Consider the following 23,342-nt stretch of genomic DNA (forward strand, 5'->3'; position numbering starts at 1 on the left):
GATTAAAATTCTTTAGAACGAAATAAATACCATCCATTGACGATACCCGTCCAAATGGTCTTTTCTAACATTTAAAGAATTTCAACATGCTTTCATTACAACAACTTTCCTATATACATCCAAATAAAGGTTTATTGTTTGAGAACATAAATCTGCACATAAACGCGCAAGAGAAAATCGCACTGATCGGTCATAACGGCGTTGGAAAATCAACGGCACTACAACTGATTGCCAAAGAATTATCGCCGACCAGTGGGAGCATACATAATAGCGCTAGCACCTATTATGTCCCTCAGGTTGTTGGACAATTCGAGCATAAGACTGTGGCTGAAGCACTTAGAATCGATAAAAAATTGAATGCTCTTTATGCCATATTGGCCGGTGATGCGTCTGAGGAAAATTTCAATAGACTTCAAGATGACTGGGCTTTGGAAGAACGTTGCCAAGAGGCTTTCAAACAATGGGATCTGCCCAACATAGATTTGGCTCAGCAAATGTCTTCCCTCAGTGGTGGACAAAAAACGAAAGTTTTATTGGCCGGAATCCAGATTCATCGATCCGAGCTTATTCTTCTTGATGAACCGAGCAACCATTTGGATATGGACAGCAGAACACAACTATACGATTGGATTCAATCAAGCAAAAACACTATAGTCGTTGTCAGCCACGATAGAACCCTGCTTAATTTACTGGATGACATGGCTGAAATGGCCCCAAATGGCATCAAGCGATATGGGGGTAATTATACCTTTTACGAGGCTCAAAAGGAGATCGAACGCCATGCGTTGCAACACGATATCCACCACAAGGAAAGAGCGATCAAAATCGCAAAAGAGAAAGAAAGAGAAACAATCGAGCGCCAAAACAGACTAAACAACCGTGGTCAAAAAAAGCAGGAGAAGGCAGGTGTAGCTCGCATAATGATGAATACGTTACGTAATAATGCTGAAAAGAGTACCGCCAAAATTAAAAATGTACACCAGGACAAAATTGGAGATATCAGATCGGATCTACAGGAACTTCGTGGTTCACAATCCGCATTGGATGAAATTAAAATAGATTTGGGAAACAGTAATTTTCCAACAGGAAAAAGTATGATCAAGGCCGAAAACATCAATTTCAGCTATGACGCAAAGCAGCTTTGGAAAGATAATATAAACGTTCAATTATTCAGTGGGGATCGTATCGCACTCCAAGGCCCGAACGGATCTGGGAAAACAACATTAGTTAAACTCCTTCTCAACCAACTAATGCCTGAACAAGGAAAAATTGAGCGGCAATCATTTCGCGCAATCTATTTAGATCAGACGTATTCAATCTTATCTCCACATTTAAGTATTTATGAGCAAGCGCAGCAATTCAATACCGCCGCGCTACCTGAACATGAAATCAAAATTAGACTCAATCGGTTCTTATTTGGAAAAGACGATTGGGACAAGCCCTGCCAACTATTGAGTGGCGGTGAAAAAATGCGTCTGATAGTATGCTGTCTCACCATCCAGCAACAGTCTCCCGATTTGATTATCCTTGATGAGCCTACAAACAATTTAGATCTTCAAAATATACTGATGCTAACCAGAGCGATTCAGCTTTATAAAGGTACCCTACTCGTCATTTCACACGATGAAGTGTTTCTACAAGAAATCCATATAAACAAAGTCATCAAATTAAAAAACCTCTAAAAGATAACGCCGTGTATTTCGCTGCAACGAAATACACGGAATATTTAGTATCGCTCGCCATAAAATTTTAATAAAACAGGGTATTTTTTGTAACAATCCCATATTCTTTATTTAAAATCTGCTAAATCGATAAATTAAATTAAAAAAAACAAATTTTTATCGATATATTCACGATGATTTTAAACATGAAACAATAACCATTAAATTAATTGAACCTCCACATTTACATAGCAAGCCTTCAGGCAAATGTATCGCACGGGCCTCTCAATTAATTACTTCATTTAATTATGTCAGATTATCAAATTAAAGAAAATCCCGAATTATTTGACGCCATCGTAGTTGGTTCCGGCGCAGGTGGTGGTATGGCAGGTTATATACTTGCACATGCGGGGCTTAAAGTATTGATGCTGGAAGCAGGTCCTTTTTATGACCCAGCAAAAGATTCGTTACAACTACGCTGGCCTTGGGAATCCCCAAGAAGAGGTGCGGGTACCACAAGACCATTCGGGGATTTTGACGCAGCCTTTGGTGGCTGGCAAATCGAAGGCGAACCCTACAGCAAAGTAGCGGGAACTGAATTTGAATGGTTTAGAGCACGCATGCTGGGCGGCAGAACCAACCACTGGGGTCGAATTTCATTGCGTATGGGACCTGACGATTTCAAGCCAAAGGATGGAGTAACGGATGAATGGCCTATTACTTATGAAGAGGTTAAGCCATTTTATGACCGTGTAGATCGAATGATCGGAATATATGGCACGGCAGAAGGTATTCATAACGAACCCGATGGTATTTTTATGAAACCACCTAAGCCACGCTTAAACGAACTATATATTGCAAAAGGTGCGAAAAAAGCTGGAGTTCCAGTGATTCCCGGAAGAGGGGCGGTATTAACCGAAGTATCAAAAGATATTAAAGATCGAGGTACCTGTTTCTACTGTGGGCAATGTGGTCGTGCATGTAAAGTTTATGGAGACTTTTCCTCTTCATCTTGTCTGGTTATTCCAGCGATGAAAACGGGTAACCTGAAGGTGATAGACAATGCAATGGTAAGAGAAGTCATTACAAATGATGAAGGAATTGCAGTTGGTGTTTCTTATGTTAACACCAAGGATTTGCAGGAATATACCGTTAAGGGGAAAACCGTTATTTTGGGTGCTAGTGCCTGTGAAAGTGCGCGGATCATGTTAAACTCCAAATCAAAATCACATCCTGGTGGTGTTGGTAATAGCAGCGGTTTAGTTGGAAAATATCTCCACGATTCTACGGGAGCCAGCTTATCGGGCTTTTTACCACAGCTACTCGACCGGAAGCGTTATAATGAAGATGGCGTTGGAAGTGTCCATATTTATTCACCATGGTGGGAAGATAATGCCAAATTGAACTTCCCTAGAGGTTACCACATCGAATACGGCGGTGGTTTACATATGCCATCTTATGGATTTTTGAATTGGGTACCGAAAGTAAATGACCATGCAAAAAATTCAGCTGGAAAGTCAAAGGCCAAAGGCGGTTATGGTACTGCATTAAAAGAAGATTTCCGCAGCTATTATGGTGCAAATGTCGGCATGGCAGGACGCGGAACGGCATTGGCAAGAAAAGACAATTATTGTGAAATTGACCCCGATAAAGTCGACAAATTCGGAATTCCTGTACTACGTTTCAACTACAAATGGGCCAATGAAGAAATCGCGCAAGCCAAGCACATGCAAGAGACATTTCAGTCTATTATGCACGAAATGGGCGCTGTCATCACTTCTAAAATACCCGGAGCAGATACATTGTACGGCCTAGAAGCTCCCGGAAAAATTATTCATGAAGGCGGTACCACAAGAATGGGAAATGACCCTAAAACCTCCGTATTGAACAAATGGGGACAAGCCCACGATTGTAAAAATCTCTATGTCGTCGATGCGGGACCATTTGTTCAACAAGGTGACAAAAACCTGACCTGGACAATACTCGCTTTATCGATGCGAACAGCAGAATATATACTTCAAGAAAAGAAAAAATTAAACGGTTAAAAGCATGAATAGAAGAGAATCTTTAAGAGCATTAGGATTAATTGCAGCTGGATCTGGTCTTTTAACCGCAGCCTGCAATTCAAAAGATGCTAAAAATGCAGCAGCAGACAATAGCAAAAAATTACCTGGAGTCCAGGATTTTGAATACGAACGCACGGAACAATTATACGCCGAAAAGTTTTTCGACGAACATGAAATGGCGACAATCACTGTTTTGGCTGACATTATTATTCCTAAGGATAACATTTCAGGAAGCGCTTCGGAAGCGGGAGTCCCCGATTTTATCGAATTTATCGTAAAAGATTTGCCTGATAATAAAATCCCGATGCGCGGCGGACTTCGTTGGCTCGACCTCCAGTCCAAAAAGCGTTACGGAACAGTATTTATCAAATGTAGCGCAAAAGATCAACTTGCATTGGTGGATGATATCGCCTACCCTGATTTGGCAAGACCGGAAATGAAACAAGGTGCCGCCTTCTTTTCATTGATGCGCAACCTGACTTCTTCAGGATTTTACACCAGTGAAATGGGTGTAAAAGATATTGGCTATGCCGGAAATAAACCTGGAGTCTGGAATGGTGTACCAGATGATGTGTTGAAAGAGCACGGTTTTGACCCAACTAAATTCTTTGGATAATAAAAAAATCCTTTCCAAAATGGAAAGGATTTTTTTATTATCCAATTAAAATCTATTGTCCCGATGGTAACTCGGTAGCTTCCGGAGCCTTATCAATCAACTCCATAAATTGATCCAATTTAGGTGTGATGATAATCTGCGTTCTTCTATTCCGTTGCTTACCTAGCGCGGTCGTATTATCTGCAATTGGATTATATTCTCCTCTACCACCCGCAGTTAAGCGCTTCGGATCCACACCATATTTATTTTGTAAAGCCTGTACCACAGAAGAGGCTCTCAGGGTACTTAAATCCCAGTTATTCCGAATATTAGGTTTAGAAATTGGATCCGTATCGGTATTACCTTCAATCAAAACTTCATAATCTCTATAATCCTGGATAATTTTCGCAATTTTGCTTAACGTCTGATCGGCCCTATCATTAATTTCATAGCTACCGGATTTGTAAAGCATGTTATCAGCAAGTGAGATATAAACGACCCCTTTTAATACCTGTACATCAACTTCCTGCAGTTCCTCACGGCTAAGTGATCTTGTCAAATTATTGGTCAATACCAGATTCAAGGAATCGGATTTGTTTTTCGTCTCAACGAGATGCTTAATGTATTTATTTGAAGCGTTAATTTCATCAACCAGCTTAGAAATATTAATATTTCCCTGTGAATTCTGATTAATACTGTTATCGAGCGATTTCTGCAAAGCAGCATAAGCAGATCGGAGGTCCGCATTATTTTGACGTTCAGAAGCCAACTGATCTTCTAAGCTCTTGATCCGCGTCCGGCCTTCAGCTAATTGAAGTTGTCCATCCTGATATTGCTTGGTCAATTGACTGTGCTCCGTTTGCAATTTACTATAGTCGGACTGTAAACCAGCATATTGCTTTTTGCTGACACCACATCCGACAACAAACAAACTGGCCGTTAATACAGTCATTGGAAAAACTAAATTCTTCATGATATACTCTTTTTGTAGATGTTGAACTAATTCATATAGCAAGATACGCAATATTCTAGCCAAAATACCCCACAGTCTTGTCAAATTAACAACCTTTAACGTCCTATTGGGCTAGCTCCTTCAACTCTGTAGCGCTAAATACTTGCCCACCTTTAAGATAAGGATTGGCGCCTTTGAGATAATTATAAATAATGGATTTAGCCTCTTCATTGGGTAATTTATAAAGGTTTTTAACCAGGAAATTTTTATCCTCAAGGATATTATTGTTGTAGCCCAAAAAAGAAGGCGCATGCACCTGTACGCTCCAACGTATAAACCGCGCTTCAATATGGTTTGGATTTTCCTTAATCACTTCTTCCAAATGCTTTTTCCCCTCTTTGAATTGCCCAACTTTCTTAAATGGATTGCCGATATGTTTCGCTAACAGTATTTGATAGGCGGCTAGATAGGCTTTCTCTGTCGGCGATTTGGCCCCTTCGGTCAATGTCTCCAAATTATGTTCACACAGATCCTCGTCCTTCACGGCCTCCGCATATTCTTTTCGAATTTTCTCCATATTCACCTGCTGGCCAAGCCCAACTTTTGTTAAAGTGAATAGAACAATTGTCAATACTATTCGTGTTATCATAATTATAAATCAGGCTATTTCAACAATTTCAATTTCCGACTTAAATTACTAAAAAAATCGAATCCAACTATTAATTTTCAATTATCATACCATAAAGGCCAAAATTCATGTCATCGTATCGCCACAGCTAGTCTTAAAAAAGAGAAAAGTCTTTATTAAAGTATATTTTTAAAGCAATTTTGCTCCATGAAACTGATTTTAGAAACAAGCCCAGTCTGGTTAAAGGTGATTTTGTCAATTCTATTTGGTGTGATATTAGGCTGCTTTTTAGGGGAAATAGTTTACACCTTATTGCAGGCATAAGCTCTTCATCATAATTGATATCCCCTCCTTTACCTGAGGATCTGCTGAATTTTATGCCTACAGATAGACCGCTAATTGCGGTTATTTGAATAGACCACTAAGTTTCATTATCCTTGCCAAAAATCAAATTATTTTTGCTATATTGCTTATACCAATATAAATTTAAAGCGAGCTATGGAGACTAAAGCAGAGTATCAGATTTGGGACACTATTGTGAATAGCGCAAAAACTAAATTCGATTATAAGCATATTCGTGCTATGTTTAAAAAGGAAGATGACGAAATAACCGATAAGTTTCTATTCCATATTATTGCAGGATTTGCCTGTGGTGAAAATCATCAGACCATCTCAACCAATCTTTTCAATGAATTACAAAGTATTCATTTTGAATGTAATGAAGAACAGATCGACCGGTTTATCGCTGATAAGCACGTAAAATTCAGTCCTGAAATCTACGCCACCTATCTTGCATTCTCTATGCTGGAAGATGGTGAAGAGGTCGATAACATCACCGAAATCATTAATAATCTTTTGCAACTAGATAAATAATTATCCGGAAGTATCGTTTAATTTTGGCTAAAAACTTATATTCGTGAATTATTACACCTATAGTTATGCGCCAGTTTTTAACGCTATTTTTAATATTTTCTATTTATACAAATAGTATAGCCCAGACTTTTGACTTTGGTAAAGTTTCTATTTCAGATTTTTCACCAACAGATCTGGATAGCAATGCCAATGCAATCGTGCTCAATGAGTTTGGACGGAGCTCTGTCTTTGTTGATGATTATGATAATCGCGTAAAACTTCAACATGAATACCATGTAATTATCCGGATCAATAACAAAGAAGGGTTTAAAAAAGCTAATTTTGAAATTCCTTCGTATAAACGCGGGAGTTACGTCCGTGACTATTTTGACGAACTAAAGGCTGTTACGTATAATTTAGAAAATGGTAGGATCGAGAAAACAGAGCTTGAAAATAAAAAAGTTTTCAAGGAAAATTACTCAGCCTATCTGGATCTTAATAAGTTCACCCTTCCGAATATTAAAGAAGGATCTATTATTGAAGTGTCTTATCGGACGCTGGAGCAGGATTTATTTAATTTCAAGACATGGGAATTCCAAGATGATATCCCCAAAATTCAAAGCCAATATATCGCAATTATTCCCGCTTCCTTCGCCTACAATGTAGTTTTACGCGGCCCCTACAAGCTTACCGATCAAAAAGCCGAAGCACTGAAAGAATTTATTTTCCTGGATGGGTTGCGAATGGATTGTTCAAAATTGACCTATACCATGAAGAACATTCCGGCATTTATGGAAGAGGATTACATGACTTCGCCAACCAATTTCAAATCTGCGATCTATTATGAGCTTGAATCGATCTTTTATCCGAGCACAGGCAGTAAGAAGACATTTAGCAAAACCTGGAAGGACGTCGATACAGACCTCATGAATGAAAAGACTTTTGGAGGTCAATTAAAAAAAACAGACTTATTCAAAGCCAATTTAGCAACAATTCTATCGCCCACTGACACCAAATTAGAAAAAGCAAAAAAGATATATAACTATATCAACAAACAAATAAAATGGAATAATTATTTAGGTAAATATGCTGAAACTGGTATTGAAAAAGCACTGGAAAAACGAACCGGGAATATTGGCGACATCAATTTAGCACTGGTAACTGCTTTATTGGCGGCAGATCTGGAAGCCTATCCTATTATTTTATCAACACGTCGAAATGGTACACCCAATGGCCTATTCCCGGTATTATCGGACTTTGATTACGTCATCGCTTGCGTGGATATAGACGGTGTAAAGTATAAACTCGATGCCTCCAATTTATATTTACCTTTTGGACAGCTCCCTTTACAATGCTTAAATGAACGGGGAAGAATCATCTACTCCAAAAAAAGTTCCGATTGGTTTCCACTTACGGCTCAAGAATCTTCCGATGTAAACTATATCTTGGAAGGGGCTCTGAATGACCAATTTAAAATCAAGGGAAAACTCACCATAAGCAGTAGCGGTAACAAAGCACTCCTAAAGCGGCAACATATTGCCAAATTCAACTCTTTGGAGGAATACTGGGAAAAACTAGACGAAGAAATGCCCAATATCACGTTAACAAAATCAAGTATTCAAAACCTGGAGGATATCGATCAACTATTGATAGAAGAATTTGATGTTATCCTAGATGTCTCCAAACAAATGGAACAAGACATACTCGTATTGGCTCCAAATATTATTGACAGGATTTCCTACAACCCCTTTAAAGCACAGGAAAGAACTTATCCGGTTGATATGGGTTTTAAATCCAAAACATTGTACTCCGTTAAATTGACCATTCCTGATCATTATGAAATTGCTGAGAAGCCTCAGAATGCATCGTTAGCGCTCCCGGAGTCAACTGCAAAATATAGATATGTAACGCAGGTCAATGGCAATCAACTTGAAATACTACAGAGCCTCGCGTTCAACAAACCCATCTTTTCAGTCGATGAGTATTTTTCGCTCAAAGAATTGTATTCACGTATTATTCAACAACAAAAGCTAGACATAAAATTAATCGGTAAAAAATGAAAATCGTATTCATCAACTTACTATACTTCCTGCTTCCGATCCTCGCAATTGGGCAAGATAACTACGACGTCGCCAATATTCCAAGTACATTAAAGAGCAGGGCTGTCGCTACGGTGCGCAATGATAAAACGGTGGTAGAAATAAAATCTCCCGAACAAGTCATCACCACCATAACCTGTGCCATAACAGTGTATAATAAAAATGGAGACCGGTATGCCACGCTCCCAGTATATTATAATAAATCTACCGAGATCAAGAGTCTTAAAGGGGCTATCTATAATGAAATGGGAATATTGCAAAAGAAAATTGCAACGAAAGATTTCAAAGATATTAGCGCTGTGGACAATAGTACGATGTTTGCCGATTCCCGGGTAAAACTATTTGTACCTGACTACCATAGCTATCCCTATACCGTCGAATACCAATACGAGGTTAGGAGTAAACAAAACTTGATCATTCCATCTTGGACTCCTGAAGTGTCCAATAATGTATCTGTAGAAAAAAGCAGCTTTCAATTTATTGCTCCAATAGGCACAGAATGTCGAATTGAAACAACGAATTATAAAGGAAGTATCAAAGAAGAGAAAAATGACAAAACGGAAAGTAAAACATGGAATGCTGAACAGATCGCGGCAAAAAAAGAGGAATCTTATAGCCCCAACCCTAGCCTGAAAAGAACAAACGTACTCATCGTTCCCAAAAATTTTATTTATTATGGTAAGACAGGAAATTTCGGGGACTGGAAAGAATTTGGCCAATGGGTATCCAACAGCCTATTGAACAAAAAAGACGATTTGACGGAAGCGTCTAAACAAAAATTTATTGCATTAACAAAAGACGCAAGCTCAGATAAGGACAAAGCAAAGATTCTATACAATTACTTACAAAAAAACACACGTTACATCAGTATCCAAATCGGTATCGGGGGCTTGGAGCCCTTTCCCGCTTCTGAGGTTGACCGCTTAGGTTATGGTGATTGTAAAGCACTGGCCAATTACATGCGAAGCATGTTGTCGGCCGTCAATATCCCTTCCTATTACTGTATTGTCGAAGCAGGCAGACGCAAAGAAAGTTTCCACAAAACCTTTGCAAATGCCCAGGACGGTAACCACGTCATTCTATGTATTCCATTCAAAAATGATACGACCTGGCTGGAATGCACGAGCCAAAATCTTCCATTTGGTTTTCTTAGCGACTTTACCGACGATAGAGATGTCGTTGCCTGTACCGAAAATGGCGGAGTTATCATGCATACACCGAAATACATTAACTCCACCAACCTTCAATTGCGCTATGCCGACCTAAAACTTTCGGAAGACGGAAGCATCCAGGGTACCTTAAACACCAAATTCTACGGAGCCCAATATGAGAACCATATGGACGTGCTTTTAGCCAGCAATAATGATAAGAATAAGCTCCTCACGGAATACTATAATATAGACAATATCAATTTTAATCAGGTAAACTATATTGAACATAAGGAGGAAAATCCATTTATCGAGGAGAACCTGAATATTTTTATTAAAAACTATGCGGTGAAAAATGGTAATAAACTTTTGATCCAGCCTAATTTATTCAATACGCATTCCAGTATTGCCGAAAGTAGAAATAGAACGGAAGATATTTTCATTGAAAGAGGCTACGCCGATATCGATAGCATTAGCATTGCCCTTCCAGAAAATATGCTCAAAAACATAACTTCTGAGAAGAAAATTATTGAGAAACCATTTGGAAAATATGAATTTAGGTCAGAAATAAAAGACAATAAACTGTTCACCTACAGAAAACTGGAACTTTTTGAAGGCAGTTATCCTGCCAGTACTTATGAAGACTTTTTCCAATTTCATAATGAGGTAAGCAGCTGCGACAAGGGACGCTTTAATCTAAGCTTTCTCTAGTCGGAAGAAAATATTTACCAGAATATGAAGGAGTAAAATCGATCAAATAAGGCAATTATTGTATATTAGCTCAATGACAGAATACGCAGCGATATTTGACATGGACGGTGTTATCAGCCACACCAACCCTTTCCATGCGGAAGCTTTTAGAGCTTTTTTTAAAAACCACAATGTACAACAGGCGACAGAAGAGGAATTTGAGCAGCATATGTATGGTAAGCATAATAGTTACATTATGCAACATTTCTTTCAACGTCCGATATCCCCTGAGGAACTGCGGACCCTTGAATTTGAAAAAGAACAGCTTTTTAGAGTCATTTATAAAGAGCACGTTGCCCCTATTAAGGGCCTGATTGAATTTCTGACAGAATTAAAGAATAACGGTTTTAAGCTTGCTGTGGCGACATCAGCTCCACGAGAGAATATGGATTTAATTCTGGACGAATTGAATATACGCCAGCTCTTCTCGTCCACACTGAGCAGCGAAGATGTGAAACTACATAAGCCACATCCTGAGGTTTACCTAAAATCTGCAGAAAACCTGCAAATTCCTGTTGACCGCTGTATTGTTTTTGAAGATTCTTTTTCTGGTATTACCGCAGCGAAAAATGCTGAAATGAAAGTTGTTGCCGTACTTTCAACCCATAAAAAAGAAGAATTGCCTGCAAGTGATGATTATATAAATAATTATACAGAAATATCTGTTGCCAATGTAAAGGCCATTTTAAAAACACAAGAATTATAACTTGGTTGAGTGTGTGCCGACACTTAGCCCGAGGACTTCAGCTGTCTCCTCTCTACCGATAAAAAAAGAGATTCCTTAAGGAATCTCTTTTTTTATCGGTTTGCCCAAGCGAGCTGCAATTTTCGTTCACCGCTGCTAGACTAAATTTTCACGAAGTGATTAATCTCTTTTTAGACCAAACTTCTCTATTTTACTATACAGATGGCTACGTTGAATATCTAAATCGTCGGCCGTCTTGGAGACGTTCCAATTATTTTTTTCCAATTTATATTTTATAAATTCTTTCTCCGCATGATCTTTATAATCTTGAAACGAATCAAAGGAGTCCATATCTAAACCATAATTCGTTGCGCCTTTTTCATGCGCTATACCGTTTACCGGTTCACGAGAAGGATTAGCAAATGCGACAACATCTTTATCTGTAATAGATCGATCACTCAAAATAATTAAACGTTCAATCATATTGCGCAATTCCCGAATATTACCTGTCCAGGGAAGATGGCTCAATTCCCGCATGGCCGCAGTCGTAATTTCCTTCACAGGTATCCCATATTCCATACAGATTTCTTCACAAAAATTTGTTGAAAGCAGGGGAATATCATCCACACGGTCGATCAAAGCAGGTACATGAATCAAGATTACCGACAGGCGGTGATACAAGTCCATTCTAAAATTGCCATCCTCAATTTCCTTCAAGAGATCTTTATTGGTCGCGGCTACTACCCTGACATTGACGTCAATTTCTTTATCGCCACCCACTCTGGTGATTTTATGTTCCTGTAATGCCCTTAACACTTTAGCTTGAGCGGATAGGCTCATGTCTCCGATCTCATCCAAGAACAATGTTCCGCCACTCGCTTGTTCAAATTTTCCGATACGCTGTTTAATAGCTGAAGTGAAGGATCCTTTTTCATGGCCAAATAATTCTGATTCAATTAATTCGGAAGGTATCGCAGCACAGTTCACTTCAATAAGCGGTCCCTGCGCACGATTCGATTTCTCATGCAGCCAACGTGCCACAAGCTCCTTTCCCGAACCATTTGCTCCAGTTATCAATACACGTGCTTCTGTCGGTGCTACGCGATCAATTGTCTCTTTAATACGTTTGATTGCCCCAGACTCACCCAATATATCTTTAGTTTTCGAACTGCTAACTTTTCGTTTCAGTACTTTGGTTTCGGTGACAAGGGAACTTTTATCCAGTGCATTCCGAACGGTGATCAATAATCTGTTCAGGTCCAGCGGTTTTTCTAAAAAGTCAAATGCTCCTTTTTTCGCCGCTTCAACAGCTGTTTCAATCGTACCATGTCCTGAGATCATAATAAAAGGGATATCCGGGCTGCTTTGGTGTGCTTCCGCCAAAACTTCCATCCCATCCATCGTATTCATCTTGATATCGCAGAGAACAAGATCTATTTTTTCCTTTTTTAAAATATCTAATCCATCCCGGCCATTGTCGACATCTAAAATCGTATAATCTTCATATTCCAAGATATCACGCAACGAACTTCTGATGGCGCGCTCATCATCAATGATTAAAATTGTACTCATAAATCGAGAGTTATGCTATTTTTTCAATTACGGGAATCAATATAAGTTTTTTTTTGGCAATTAGCAAAAAGAAGCAAACCTTGTAAGCCGGGTTCTGTAGACCACCGAAGTGGAATTTCTATCATTTATCTAGATTTGCCATCGCTGACAAACTCAATCAACCTACCCATTACGAATTCCAATACATTGAAAGAAGACGAGCAGCCTTCGAATTTCGCAACCTATTTGGTCTTTCAACACACGAGGTTTACCGTAATATATGTCACCATACAAGACCGTAAGCTCTTACCTTACGTTTTCACCCTTACTCCGAAAAGCGGTATATTTTCTGTGGCACTTTCTGTCTGCTATTCTCATAACAGCCTTCCCGTTAGGAAGCGTGTTGCTCTATGTTGCCCGGACTTTCCTCTCCTCTCAAAAAAAGAGCAGCGATAGAACCAGTTTGCTTCTGCGCAAAAGTAGCTATTTTACTCGGATAAACCCGAATTTCTTTTCAATTTCGAAAAAAACCATTCATTTAGCATCACAGGCACAAAAATCTACGCAATTACCTTGCGTAGATAAAGAGAATTTTTGTATTTTCAATCTAACAAAAAAAACATGGCACTCAATAAACTAGCCCTCATACGTTATAAAACGATTGACCATTGCCTTCGCTTGCGACATCGTAAATGGACCTTGGAAGATCTCATGGAAAAGGTTTCCGATGCACTTTATGAATTTGAAGGAATCAAAAATGGGATAAGTAAACGTACCATACAAGGTGATATTCAACTCATGCGTAGCAATAAACTTGGCTACAATGCGCCTATTGTGGTGTTGCACCGAAAATTCTACACCTATGAAGATCCCAACTATAGCATTAGCAATTCACCGATTTCCGTCGGTGACATGCAAAAAATGAAGGAAGCAGTAGAGGTACTTAAGCATGTGAGCGGTTTCTCCAGCTTTGATGAAATGAGCGATATTGTTGCACGGCTTGAAGATAGCATCCATACCAAAAAGGACAATTCACCTTCCATTATACAAATGGAAAGTAACAACCTGCTAAAAGGCCTTTCTTTTATCAGCCCGCTGCATCAAGCCATTCGTGAAAAAACACCACTCCTGATCAGCTACCAATCGTTCAAAGCAACACAACAGCAGGATCTGGTCTTCTCCCCTTATCTCTTAAAAGAATATCGGAATCGATGGTTTCTAATTGGTCAGCATAAAAAGAATGAAGGATTAATGACGCTGGCGCTTGATCGAATCAATGCCATCGAGGAAATGGGCAAAAATTCATACAAGGAATATAGAGGGGTCGATTTCGAACGTTACTTTTCGGATACCATAGGCGTAACGAAGACACAAAAAGACCGTGGCCAGCGGGTGATATTGCAAGTCAATGCAAAAAATGCACCTTATGTAGCAACAAAACCCTTACATCCTTCACAGCAGATTTTAGACAAAAAGGAGGATGGCTCAATCTTAATTCGCATCGATGTTGTACTTAACTTTGAACTGGAAAGAGAAATTTTAGGTTTTGGCGAATTCATTAAAGTACTCTCGCCAAGAAATTTACAAACGAGAATAAAACAGCGCTTGACAGCTGCCGCAGAACTCTATGCTGAGAAATCTGTCGATAAGGCGTTAAATTCACGAAATGAATAATATTTCACGCCTAAATGTCTTGGGCGATGGCATAACCACTAGCCCAAGCCCATTGGAAATTATAGCCGCCAAGCCATCCTGTAATATCAACAGTCTCCCCTCCGAAATAAAGGCCTTCAACTTTTTTAGACATTAAGCTTTTGGAGTGAAGCTCTTCCGTTGAAACTCCTCCACGCATGACCTCAGCTTTATCATACCCCTTATCTCCCGCAGGTTTTACCTTGAAACGATGGATCGTATCGACAATCAACTTCGCATCAGCTTTACTCAGTGAGGCGATTTTGGTATCCAAGGCCAAAAATTTCCCAAGGGCGTCGACCAATTTCCTGCTGAAATAATCGTTTAGCAATTGTGAAACAAGTCGCTTTCCGCCGTATTGTCGCTCCTGTTTAATCAGATTATCCAAATTAAAATTAGGCAAGAGATCAATCGTAATCTCCTGTCCAGGCCGCCAATAACTTGATATTTGAAGAATTGCAGGTCCGCTTAATCCCCAGTGTGTAAAGAGAATATTCTCTTCAAAAGACATTCCGGCAACAGACACTTTCGAGAACACCGAATTTCCAGCCAGAGAACTATACCAATCCGCATCTTTTCCAGTTATCGTCAAAGGGACTAATGCAGGCGCTGTACCGACTACATTCAAACCAAATTGTTTAGCTAAGCGTACTCCAAAGTCTGAGGCCCCAAGCTTTTGCACCGGAAGCCCACCGGAAGAAACAACCACTTTATGGGCATGGTATCGGGACTCACCTTTTGCATTTTCTACTTTTACCACAAAGCCATTATCGTTTTTTTCTACAGATTTGACCAAGGTATTCAAGGCTATATCCTGCCCTGTCTCGTATAAAATTTTAGAAAATACAGCAACGATATCTTTTGCTTTATTGGTCTCTGGAAACAACTGTCCCAGTGTTTTTTCATGTCCCACGATACCATATTGTTCAAAAAATGTAATGGTATCGTCCACGGTCCATTGTTTGAATATACCGTGCAAAAAATCTGGATTTTCAGAAATGAAATTAGCGGGACTGCTACCAATATTTGTATAATTACAGCGCCCACCTCCGGAAATCAGGATCTTCGCACCGACCTTATCGTTTCTTTCAAGGACCAAGGTCTTCTTCCCAATTAGCCCTGCTTGGGCTGCACACATCAATCCGCAGGCTCCCCCCCCAATAATGATGGCATCGTATAGTATACTCACAGCAACACTCTAATAAGCAATCAATGTATTTTCAACAGAAACAACTCTTCGTTCCAATTGACTCTGATACCCCAATTCAATAATTTTAATGACATCCCGCGCCTGTTCCGCCGATGCGATCAAGGTAGTTTTTCCCAATATGCTATCCGCAACGTTCTGATAAAAATCAGGATAAGAACCTATTTCAGAAGGAATCATTTCTTCAATATCATTCCCCTGTTCAACAATATTGAGCTTGCCGTATAGACTTGGATCTTCTTGTCCCCAGGTTGGATCTTCATCGGGAAATTTACCATCGCGCAGTAAAGCTTCCTGTGGATCGACACCATATTTTACAAAATTTCCGTTCATGCCAAAGACACGATATCGAGGTGTAGGTTCTTTTGTAAGCATAGACCCTTTCAGCGATACCCGTAAGTCATCATAGTACAATAAGCAGTCGAAATTGTCAATGGTTTTCGCATGATCCCGTTGTATAGCCAAATCCGCAAAGACAGCATGCGGCTTTCCAAATAACTGCAGAGCCTGATCGATGAGATGTGGCCCCAGGTCATAAAATATACCCGAACCCGGCAAATTTTCCTCACGCCATGCGTTAGGTCGCAAATAATTACGAAAACGATCAAACCTGGATTCCAAATTTACAATCCTTCCCAGCCGTCCACTTTTGATCACTTTCTCAAGGGTCCGATAGTCTGAGTTGAACCTTAAATTATGGTAGGGTGCCAAAATCAATTTTTTTTCCTTAGCCAGCGTGATAAGCTCATCTGCCTGTTTTACACTATTCGTAAACGGTTTCTCGACAACAACATGTTTCCCTGCTTCCAAAGCACGTTTTGCAAAAGGATAATGCATGTCATTGGAAGTCGCAACCACGACTAAATCAATAGTTGCATCATTAAAAATATCATCTGCCGACAAAGCAATTGCTGCCTGTGGATAGCGTTCCTTTAGCAAACTTTGCTGATCTGCTTTCCGGGCGGTCACTTTAATAAGATCCAGTTCAGCTATCGAACGCATCACGGGAGCGTGAAAAACCTGACCTGAAATTCCAAAACCAATAAGCCCTACGCGAATTTTTTTCATAGCATTACATTCTTTCAGGTACATGAATACCCAATAAGTTCATCCCTTTGGCGATAACCTTTGCCGCAGAAGCCGAAAGATGCAATCTAAAGTTCTTTACATCAGGATCTTCCGCTTTCAATATCGTTTCTTCATGATAGAATTTATTGTAGAACTTGGCTACTTCATAGATATAGTTTGCCAATTGCGCAGGGCTGAACTCTTGCGCAGAAGCCTCAATAGCCTCCGGAAACGCACCTAATTGCTGAATTAGATCTCGCTCGTAAGAGGAAATCGTCGCCGGTACAGACACAGCACTGTCAAAATCGAATTCAGCTTTACTTAAAACAGATTTGATACGCGCATGAGTGTATTGAATAAACGGCCCTGTATGACCTTGAAAATCGACAGACTCATTTGGATCAAACAAAAGACGTTTTTTAGGATCCACTTTCAATAGAAAATATTTCAATGCTCCCATTCCGATCGTATCGTAAAGAGCAGCTTTTGATTCCTCGTCCAATCCGCCAGTCTTGCCAAGCTCCTCAGTACGTACCTGTGCAGTTTTAAGCATTTCAGCCATTAAATCATCCGCATCAACAACTGTTCCCTCCCGCGATTTCATTTTACCTGAAGGAAGGTCGACCATCCCATACGATAAATGGAACAATCCGTCAGCCCAGGCTTTACCTAGTTTTTTTAAGATTAAAAACAATACCTTGAAATGGTAATCCTGTTCGTTACCGACAACATAAATAGAATCATTCATTTTGAATTCATCATATTTCAATTGTGCTGTCCCCAAATCTTGTGTAATATAGACCGAAGTACCGTCGCCACGAAGCACAAGCTTCTGATCCAATCCTTCGTCTGTTAGATCAATCCATACGGAGTTATCCTCTTTTTTAAAGAAAACCCCTTTATCTAAACCTTCCTGGATAATATCTTTACCCAACAAGTATGTATTGGATTCATAATAGTATTTATCAAAATCGACGCCTAATTGTTTGTAGGTCTTTTCAAACCCCGCGTACACCCAACTGTTCATGGTTTTCCAAAGGGAGATCACCTCTTCATTACCGGCTTCCCATTGTTGCAACATCGCTTGTGCCTCCTTCATCAAAGGTGCATTTTTCTTTGCTTCCTCTTCGGTTTGCCCCTCAGCTTTCAATGCCTCGATTTCCTTTTTATATTCTTTGTCAAAGACAACGTAATATTTTCCAACAAGGTGGTCGCCTTTAAGTCCAGTAGACTCGGGTGTTTCACCGTTACCAAATTTCTGCCAGGCCAACATGGACTTACAGATATGGATACCACGATCGTTCACCAAATTTGCTTTGATCACATCATAACCATACGCTTTTAGGATTTCCGCAACAGCATATCCTAATAAGTTATTACGGATATGTCCCAAGTGCAGTGGTTTATTGGTATTTGGAGAAGAGTATTCCACCATCAATTTTTTCCCGTTCGCAGGAAATACAGCAAAGTCCTTCGCCGTTATGGTCTGATTCAACAACGTGATCCAGTAAGCATCGGAAAGAACAATATTCAAAAAGCCTTTTATCACATTGAAATCTGATATTTCAGCGATATGCTGTTGCAAATAAGCACCAATTTCCTTTCCGGTTTGTTCCGGAGAAGATTTCGAAAAGCGCGTTACGGGAAAAGTTACGATTGTAATTTGTCCCTCAAACTCCTTTCGGGTAGCTTGTAAAGCAATTTGAGTTTCTAAAATATCTGCATTGTAAAGCTCTTTTACTGCCTGTACAGTGACTTCAACAAGTCGCTTTTGAATAGAATTTGCCATTTAATGATTTTGTAATTTTTACAACTTCCTGATAGTGAATTGGAAATAAATAACATTCCTTATTTAGGTATTCACCATTAAAGTATATCTTTGCAAAAATAATAAAAAATGCAGAGCTATCAGGAATTTCTTGACTTAAGTGTTGGTTTTCCGCAAGACGGATTCGAAATCATCGACGACGAATTGTATTTCCACGATTTGAATTTAATGGAAATGATAGAAACGTACGGTACGCCGTTACGTTTTACCTATTTGCCTATCGTCAGCAAAAAAATTCAGCAAGCGAAAATCCTCTTTCAGACCGCAATTCTGAAACACAACTATCGCGGATCTTACAAATATTGTTATTGTACCAAGTCATCCCATTTCAAGCACATCGTAGAGGAAGCTTTGAAAAATGATATCCACCTGGAAACTTCATCTGCATTTGATATGCCGATGATCGATTCATTGGAAAGACAGGGCACAGTAACAAAAGACATTACAGTGATCTGTAATGGGTTCAAAACCTACCAGTACAAACAATATATTGTTGATATGATCCACGATGGATATAAAAACATTATACCGGTGCTGGATAACAAAGAGGAGTTTAACCTTTATGATGATGAAATCGAATTGGATGAGCCTTGTGCTTTAGGTATCCGCGTTGCTTCCGAAGAGCAACCAGATTCTCAATTCTATACATCTCGCCTAGGGATTCGCCAGGAAGACGTCGTTGAATTCTATAACAACAAGATCGCCGACAATCCAAACTTTAAAGTAAAATTGCTCCATTTTTTCATTAATTCAGGTATCTCGGACACCCCGTATTACTGGAACGAATTAGAGAAATACGTTACTTTATATTGTAAATTCAAGAAAGTAAACCCGGATTTAGATACCCTAGATATCGGTGGTGGCATGCCATTTAAGGATTCATTGGTACACGACTTTGATTACGAATATATGGTCAATGAGATCGTCAACCGTATTAAACAAATCTGTGCTCACCATGAAGTGATGGAACCAGACATTATTACTGAATTTGGCAAATACACTGTTGCTGAAGCATCAGGTATCCTCTATAAAGTTTTGGGGCGCAAGCAACAAAACGATCGCGAACGTTGGTTTATGATTGATGGTTCATTCATTACAAATTTGCCGGATGTATGGGCATTGAATCAAAAATACATTCTATTGCCGATCAATAACTGGGATTCAGAATATGAACGCGTCAATTTGGGTGGCATCACATGCGATGGACAGGATTATTACAATCAGGAGGCGCATATGAACTCGGTATTTATGCCGAAGACCCGTAAGGTTCAATACCTGGGCTTCTTTCATACAGGCGCCTATCAAGATGTTTTAAGCGGATATGGAGGCATCCACCACTGCTTACTTCCTTCACCCAAACATGTGCTTGTACGCCGCAATAGAGATGAAACATTCAACTACGAGGTGTTCGGTGAGGAGCAAAACTCCAAACAAGTAATGAAATTGTTAGGCTATCAATAAGATATTATATTCTACCAAGAGTAAGCACGCTCGTCATTGGGGGATCAAAACAATATCCTCGTAAAAAAGAGCTATTTTAAGCCAAAATAAAAAGGTCTCGTTTCTAGGAACGAGACCTTTTATTTTCAGCCTATCCGCCATTATTTACAATCGGGCGTAAATTAAAGGCAAAATCACAGACAATGACAACCATATCCAGTAGAAAAAAATAGATTGTAAAATCTATATAGTAAGCTGTTCGGTAGATGTAAACCTATTTCAGTATAAGACAGCTGGCTTTTATTCATATTGTGTTCGTACCTGCTTCGGACCACGTTCGGAGCTGCCCAATTCCGTTACGACTGTTGACCTAGTAGTGTACAGACCTTTCCTGTTTGGAGACTGGACAATATCTGTACAGCATCTGTACAAGATCTATTGATGATCCGAAGCAGATACGAAGCAGGTACGAAGGAAAGCTACTGATCTTTCAGAATGTATCGTCGTTTAGGAAAGGATTGCTGGGTATTTTCCTTTAGCGCGACTAGAAATCCCAAAGTCGATAATTGCTATTTTGCAACCCAAGTTTTAAAGAAATTAAGCACTTTTTCTTCATCATAGCCCTTTCCTTTTTCCAGACTACCACTCTCCTGTACATGCAATGTTTTTCCATTTCTATCCAAAATAATAAAAAATGGATAACCTAGTTTATTGCCTTCAGGGGCATACTTTTGAAACACAGCTTCATTTTTATTTTCCTTTGAATAATTGAGGTGATAATAGAGGAAATGACTCTTTAACAACTTGTCGACACTTGCCGTTTTATGGATATATTCATTAAATCTTAAACACCAGACACACCAATTCCCACCGGCTTGAATGACGATGTTTTTCTTTTCTTTCTTTGCTTGAACCAATAGCTGATCGATATCATTCTGTGCATTGGCATCTGGATTGTAAGGCTTCGAAAGATCCTGAGCTGTAGCAAGCTGCTGTGAGAACGCTTTGGACTGTACGAGTACCGTCCCCAAAAACACAATAGCTCCACACAGTAATAATCTTATATTTCTCATCATAAATAAATTAAATACGAATCTAAAATTACAAAATCATTTCCCCAAACCAAAACATAAGCAGCACATAATCGTTAAACATGATATAGCTATTGACCATGAAAAAAAACACCCAGGACTACAACGGACCGTATTTCAGCGGATTCATAAAAAACGCGATTAAGCCCTATATACATGACCTTAGGTGATCAAATAGGGGTGTCATTCAAAATACCGCCATTGGGGAGAAGTAAAAAAGGCAACCTGTTGATATGCTATACCCTATCACCCGTAAAAACCAAAAAGACTTCCTTTTGCTAAAATAAAAACAAAACAAAACAAAAACAAACACCTGACCTTAACATAAATAATATTTAATTTCCTTTAAAATTTAACAAATATAGCATAACTTAGTGTAAAGGAAGTAGTAAAAGAAGCACAGAAGATTCACTACAAAAATCCAAAACGAAACAAAATGAAACACCAAGAATTCAACAGGTCAAAACTGATAGAAAAAATAAGGGATACGAGCGCGTGGGATGTTATCGTCATAGGCGGCGGTGCCAGCGGATTAGGTGTTGCATTAGATGCCTTAAGCCGAGGGTTCAAAACAATTTTATTGGAGCAGGTTGATTTTGCAAAAGCACTTCAAGCAAAGCAACAAAGCTTGTTCACGGTGGTGTACGCTACTTGGCTCAAGGCGACATCTCATTGGTTAAAGAAGCGCTTCATGAAAGAGGTTTACTCCAAAAAAATGCTCCACACCTTGTTAAAAACCAATCGTTTATCATTCCAAACTACAGCTGGTTCGATGGCCCATTTTACACCATTGGAATGAAAATATATGACCTTCTGGCAGGTAAATTAAGCTTGGGAAAATCCATTCATATCAATAAAGAAGAAACGCTCAATCGCATAAGCACTGTACGACCTAAAGGGCTATATGGTGGCGTGGTATATCAAGACGGACAATTTGACGACTCCAGGCTTGCGCTCAACGTTGCGCAGACCTGTATACAAATGGGCGGAGTCGCCCTAAATTATGTAAGGGTCAATAACCTCACCAAAGACAGCGATGGACGAATAAACGGTGTCATCGCCAATGATACCGAAACTGGTGAAGTTTTCACCATACAAGGCAAAGCTGTTATCAATGCTACAGGAATATTTGTCGATGATATCTTAAAAATGGATAGACCTGAAGCGAAACAAATGGTACGCCCCAGCCAGGGTGTTCACCTTGTATTTGACAAGTCGTTTCTCCCGGGCGACGATGCCATTATGATTCCAAAAACGGATGATGGACGGGTCCTTTTTCTAGTACCTTGGCATAATCGAGTCATTGTGGGAACAACGGATACACCAATAGACGAGCATAACCTTGAACCGGTAGCTTTGGAGCAGGAGATCGATTTTATTCTGAAAACGGCGGGACGTTACTTGATAAAACAACCAACAAGAGCGGATGCATTGGCCGTATTCGCCGGCCTCCGTCCACTGGCAGCCCCTACAGGTAACTCAAACAAAACCAAAGAGATCTCACGAAGCCACAAGGTTATTGTTAGCGACTCCAAATTACTGACTTTAACTGGCGGAAAGTGGACAACATTCCGTCGAATGGGCCAAGATACCCTAGACAAAGCGATAAAAATTGGTTGTTTACCTCAAAAAGAAAGCCGGTCTGCCACACAAAAGATCTATAGCGCCATTCCAACGTCCGACAGAAGCAATCATATGTATATTTACGGTGCCGACCAAGAAATGATCAATGCATTGGCTCAGGAAAATCCCGAATGGAACGAAAAGTTAATCCCACATCTTGAGTTCAAAAAGGCCGAAGTTGTTTGGGCAGCACGCAACGAACTTGCCAGGACTGTGGAAGATGTGCTATCCCGTCGGGTACGGATGCTATTTCTTGATGCGAAAGCTGCAATTGAAGCTGCACCTGATGTCGCAAAAATACTCGCCCAGGAACTGGAAAAAGATGAAGATTGGCAAAATGATCAAATAACGCATTTTCAAAATGTTGCAAAAAATTATATCTTAAAGTAATACAAAATAACCAGCA

General features: G+C 39.6%; 17 protein-coding genes, 1 other RNA gene and 1 pseudogene. 11 read left to right on the plus strand and 8 right to left on the minus strand.

Translation table 11 applies throughout. The features are described 5' to 3' along the window. Positions 1-86: 86 nt before the first annotated feature. The 3 genes from DTA23_RS08190 (at position 87) to DTA23_RS08200 (ending at position 4,343) form a co-directional block, all read left to right on the plus strand. Positions 87-1,682, plus strand: a complete 1,596-nt coding sequence (locus DTA23_RS08190; protein ID WP_112374394.1) for an ABC-F family ATP-binding cassette domain-containing protein — start codon at positions 87-89, stop codon at positions 1,680-1,682. Positions 1,683-1,969: 287 nt separating this feature from the next. After that, positions 1,970-3,706, plus strand: a complete 1,737-nt coding sequence (locus DTA23_RS08195) for a GMC family oxidoreductase (RefSeq protein WP_070569252.1) — start codon at positions 1,970-1,972, stop codon at positions 3,704-3,706. A gap of 4 nt (positions 3,707-3,710) precedes the next feature. Next, positions 3,711-4,343 (plus strand): gluconate 2-dehydrogenase subunit 3 family protein, encoded by a 633-nt coding sequence (locus tag DTA23_RS08200; RefSeq protein ID WP_112374395.1) that lies wholly within the window; start codon positions 3,711-3,713, stop codon positions 4,341-4,343. 52 nt (positions 4,344-4,395) lie between these two features. Here DTA23_RS08200 and DTA23_RS08205 read toward each other — a convergent pair whose 3' ends face one another. Beyond that, positions 4,396-5,295, minus strand: a complete 900-nt coding sequence (locus DTA23_RS08205) for an OmpA/MotB family protein (protein WP_070569245.1) — start codon at positions 5,293-5,295, stop codon at positions 4,396-4,398. A gap of 103 nt (positions 5,296-5,398) precedes the next feature. Further along, positions 5,399-5,923: a hypothetical protein gene (locus DTA23_RS08210; RefSeq protein WP_053003898.1), complete on the minus strand. Its 525-nt coding sequence runs from the start codon at positions 5,921-5,923 to the stop codon at positions 5,399-5,401. Between the two features lie 477 nt (positions 5,924-6,400). On the opposite strand from DTA23_RS08210, the gene DTA23_RS08215 reads away from it, so the two are divergent. The 4 genes from DTA23_RS08215 (at position 6,401) to DTA23_RS08230 (ending at position 11,457) form a co-directional block, all read left to right on the plus strand. Continuing rightward, a complete protein-coding gene (locus DTA23_RS08215; protein ID WP_070569242.1) occupies positions 6,401-6,775 on the plus strand; it encodes a hypothetical protein in 375 nt (124 codons plus the stop codon). A 65-nt stretch (positions 6,776-6,840) separates the two neighbouring features. Continuing rightward, entirely contained in the window at positions 6,841-8,814 is a 1,974-nt protein-coding gene (locus DTA23_RS08220) for a DUF3858 domain-containing protein (RefSeq protein ID WP_112374396.1), read from the plus strand. Beyond that, complete coding sequence (locus DTA23_RS08225; RefSeq protein ID WP_070569239.1) at positions 8,811-10,712, plus strand: DUF3857 domain-containing protein; 1,902 nt, start codon at positions 8,811-8,813, stop codon at positions 10,710-10,712. The genes DTA23_RS08220 and DTA23_RS08225 overlap by 4 nt, the downstream gene beginning before the upstream one ends. A gap of 73 nt (positions 10,713-10,785) precedes the next feature. Continuing rightward, entirely contained in the window at positions 10,786-11,457 is a 672-nt protein-coding gene (locus DTA23_RS08230) for an HAD family hydrolase (protein ID WP_070569236.1), read from the plus strand. Positions 11,458-11,616: 159 nt separating this feature from the next. On the opposite strand, the gene DTA23_RS08235 is transcribed toward DTA23_RS08230, so the two are convergent. Both DTA23_RS08235 and rnpB read right to left on the minus strand, forming a co-directional pair. Further along, on the minus strand, positions 11,617-13,008 hold the full coding sequence (locus DTA23_RS08235) for a sigma-54-dependent transcriptional regulator (RefSeq protein ID WP_070569233.1): 1,392 nt from the start codon (positions 13,006-13,008) through the stop codon (positions 11,617-11,619). 67 nt (positions 13,009-13,075) lie between these two features. Beyond that, positions 13,076-13,456: RNase P RNA component class A (gene rnpB / locus DTA23_RS08240), an RNA gene on the minus strand. A gap of 152 nt (positions 13,457-13,608) precedes the next feature. Between rnpB and DTA23_RS08245 the strand changes: the two genes are divergently transcribed. Beyond that, positions 13,609-14,661 carry a helix-turn-helix transcriptional regulator gene (locus tag DTA23_RS08245; RefSeq protein WP_112374397.1) on the plus strand — a complete coding sequence of 351 codons (1,053 nt, stop codon included), beginning with the start codon at positions 13,609-13,611 and terminating at the stop codon, positions 14,659-14,661. A 10-nt stretch (positions 14,662-14,671) separates the two neighbouring features. Here the strand turns inward: DTA23_RS08245 and DTA23_RS08250 are convergent, their stop codons facing one another. The 3 genes from DTA23_RS08250 to argS are packed head-to-tail and all read right to left on the minus strand — an operon-like array spanning position 14,672 to position 18,743. After that, positions 14,672-15,862 carry a BaiN/RdsA family NAD(P)/FAD-dependent oxidoreductase gene (locus DTA23_RS08250; protein WP_070569927.1) on the minus strand — a complete coding sequence of 397 codons (1,191 nt, stop codon included), beginning with the start codon at positions 15,860-15,862 and terminating at the stop codon, positions 14,672-14,674. Positions 15,863-15,877: 15 nt separating this feature from the next. Next, positions 15,878-16,954: an oxidoreductase gene (locus DTA23_RS08255; RefSeq protein WP_112374413.1), complete on the minus strand. Its 1,077-nt coding sequence runs from the start codon at positions 16,952-16,954 to the stop codon at positions 15,878-15,880. A 4-nt stretch (positions 16,955-16,958) separates the two neighbouring features. After that, on the minus strand, positions 16,959-18,743 hold the full coding sequence (argS, locus tag DTA23_RS08260) for an arginine--tRNA ligase (RefSeq protein ID WP_070569227.1): 1,785 nt from the start codon (positions 18,741-18,743) through the stop codon (positions 16,959-16,961). A gap of 108 nt (positions 18,744-18,851) precedes the next feature. On the opposite strand from argS, the gene DTA23_RS08265 reads away from it, so the two are divergent. Next, on the plus strand, positions 18,852-20,243 hold the full coding sequence (locus DTA23_RS08265; protein WP_046675638.1) for an arginine decarboxylase: 1,392 nt from the start codon (positions 18,852-18,854) through the stop codon (positions 20,241-20,243). Positions 20,244-20,791: 548 nt separating this feature from the next. Here DTA23_RS08265 and DTA23_RS08270 read toward each other — a convergent pair. After that, positions 20,792-21,298 carry a thioredoxin family protein gene (locus tag DTA23_RS08270; RefSeq protein ID WP_236586101.1) on the minus strand — a complete coding sequence of 169 codons (507 nt, stop codon included), beginning with the start codon at positions 21,296-21,298 and terminating at the stop codon, positions 20,792-20,794. Between the two features lie 451 nt (positions 21,299-21,749). On the opposite strand from DTA23_RS08270, the pseudogene DTA23_RS30260 reads away from it, so the two are divergent. Both DTA23_RS30260 and DTA23_RS08275 read left to right on the plus strand, forming a co-directional pair. Continuing rightward, a pseudogene (locus DTA23_RS30260) lies at positions 21,750-21,866 on the plus strand (hypothetical protein); the annotation flags it as partial. Positions 21,867-21,964: 98 nt separating this feature from the next. Beyond that, a complete protein-coding gene (locus tag DTA23_RS08275; protein ID WP_370445072.1) occupies positions 21,965-23,326 on the plus strand; it encodes a glycerol-3-phosphate dehydrogenase/oxidase in 1,362 nt (453 codons plus the stop codon). Positions 23,327-23,342: the final 16 nt, after the last annotated feature.

This window comes from Sphingobacterium multivorum (assembly GCF_900457465.1).
Classification (GTDB): Bacteria; Bacteroidota; Bacteroidia; order Sphingobacteriales; family Sphingobacteriaceae; genus Sphingobacterium; species Sphingobacterium multivorum.

Coding starts and splice junctions, on each gene's coding strand:
- DTA23_RS08190 (WP_112374394.1), top strand. CDS start 87: ATGCTTTCATTACAACAACTTTCCTATATACATCCAAATAAAGGTTTA.
- DTA23_RS08195 (WP_070569252.1), top strand. CDS start 1,970: ATGTCAGATTATCAAATTAAAGAAAATCCCGAATTATTTGACGCCATC.
- DTA23_RS08200 (WP_112374395.1), top strand. CDS start 3,711: ATGAATAGAAGAGAATCTTTAAGAGCATTAGGATTAATTGCAGCTGGA.
- DTA23_RS08205 (WP_070569245.1), bottom strand. CDS start 5,295: ATGAAGAATTTAGTTTTTCCAATGACTGTATTAACGGCCAGTTTGTTT.
- DTA23_RS08210 (WP_053003898.1), bottom strand. CDS start 5,923: ATGATAACACGAATAGTATTGACAATTGTTCTATTCACTTTAACAAAA.
- DTA23_RS08215 (WP_070569242.1), top strand. CDS start 6,401: ATGGAGACTAAAGCAGAGTATCAGATTTGGGACACTATTGTGAATAGC.
- DTA23_RS08220 (WP_112374396.1), top strand. CDS start 6,841: ATGCGCCAGTTTTTAACGCTATTTTTAATATTTTCTATTTATACAAAT.
- DTA23_RS08225 (WP_070569239.1), top strand. CDS start 8,811: ATGAAAATCGTATTCATCAACTTACTATACTTCCTGCTTCCGATCCTC.
- DTA23_RS08230 (WP_070569236.1), top strand. CDS start 10,786: ATGACAGAATACGCAGCGATATTTGACATGGACGGTGTTATCAGCCAC.
- DTA23_RS08235 (WP_070569233.1), bottom strand. CDS start 13,008: ATGAGTACAATTTTAATCATTGATGATGAGCGCGCCATCAGAAGTTCG.
- DTA23_RS08245 (WP_112374397.1), top strand. CDS start 13,609: ATGGCACTCAATAAACTAGCCCTCATACGTTATAAAACGATTGACCAT.
- DTA23_RS08255 (WP_112374413.1), bottom strand. CDS start 16,954: ATGAAAAAAATTCGCGTAGGGCTTATTGGTTTTGGAATTTCAGGTCAG.
- argS (WP_070569227.1), bottom strand. CDS start 18,743: ATGGCAAATTCTATTCAAAAGCGACTTGTTGAAGTCACTGTACAGGCA.
- DTA23_RS08265 (WP_046675638.1), top strand. CDS start 18,852: ATGCAGAGCTATCAGGAATTTCTTGACTTAAGTGTTGGTTTTCCGCAA.
- DTA23_RS08270 (WP_236586101.1), bottom strand. CDS start 21,298: ATGATGAGAAATATAAGATTATTACTGTGTGGAGCTATTGTGTTTTTG.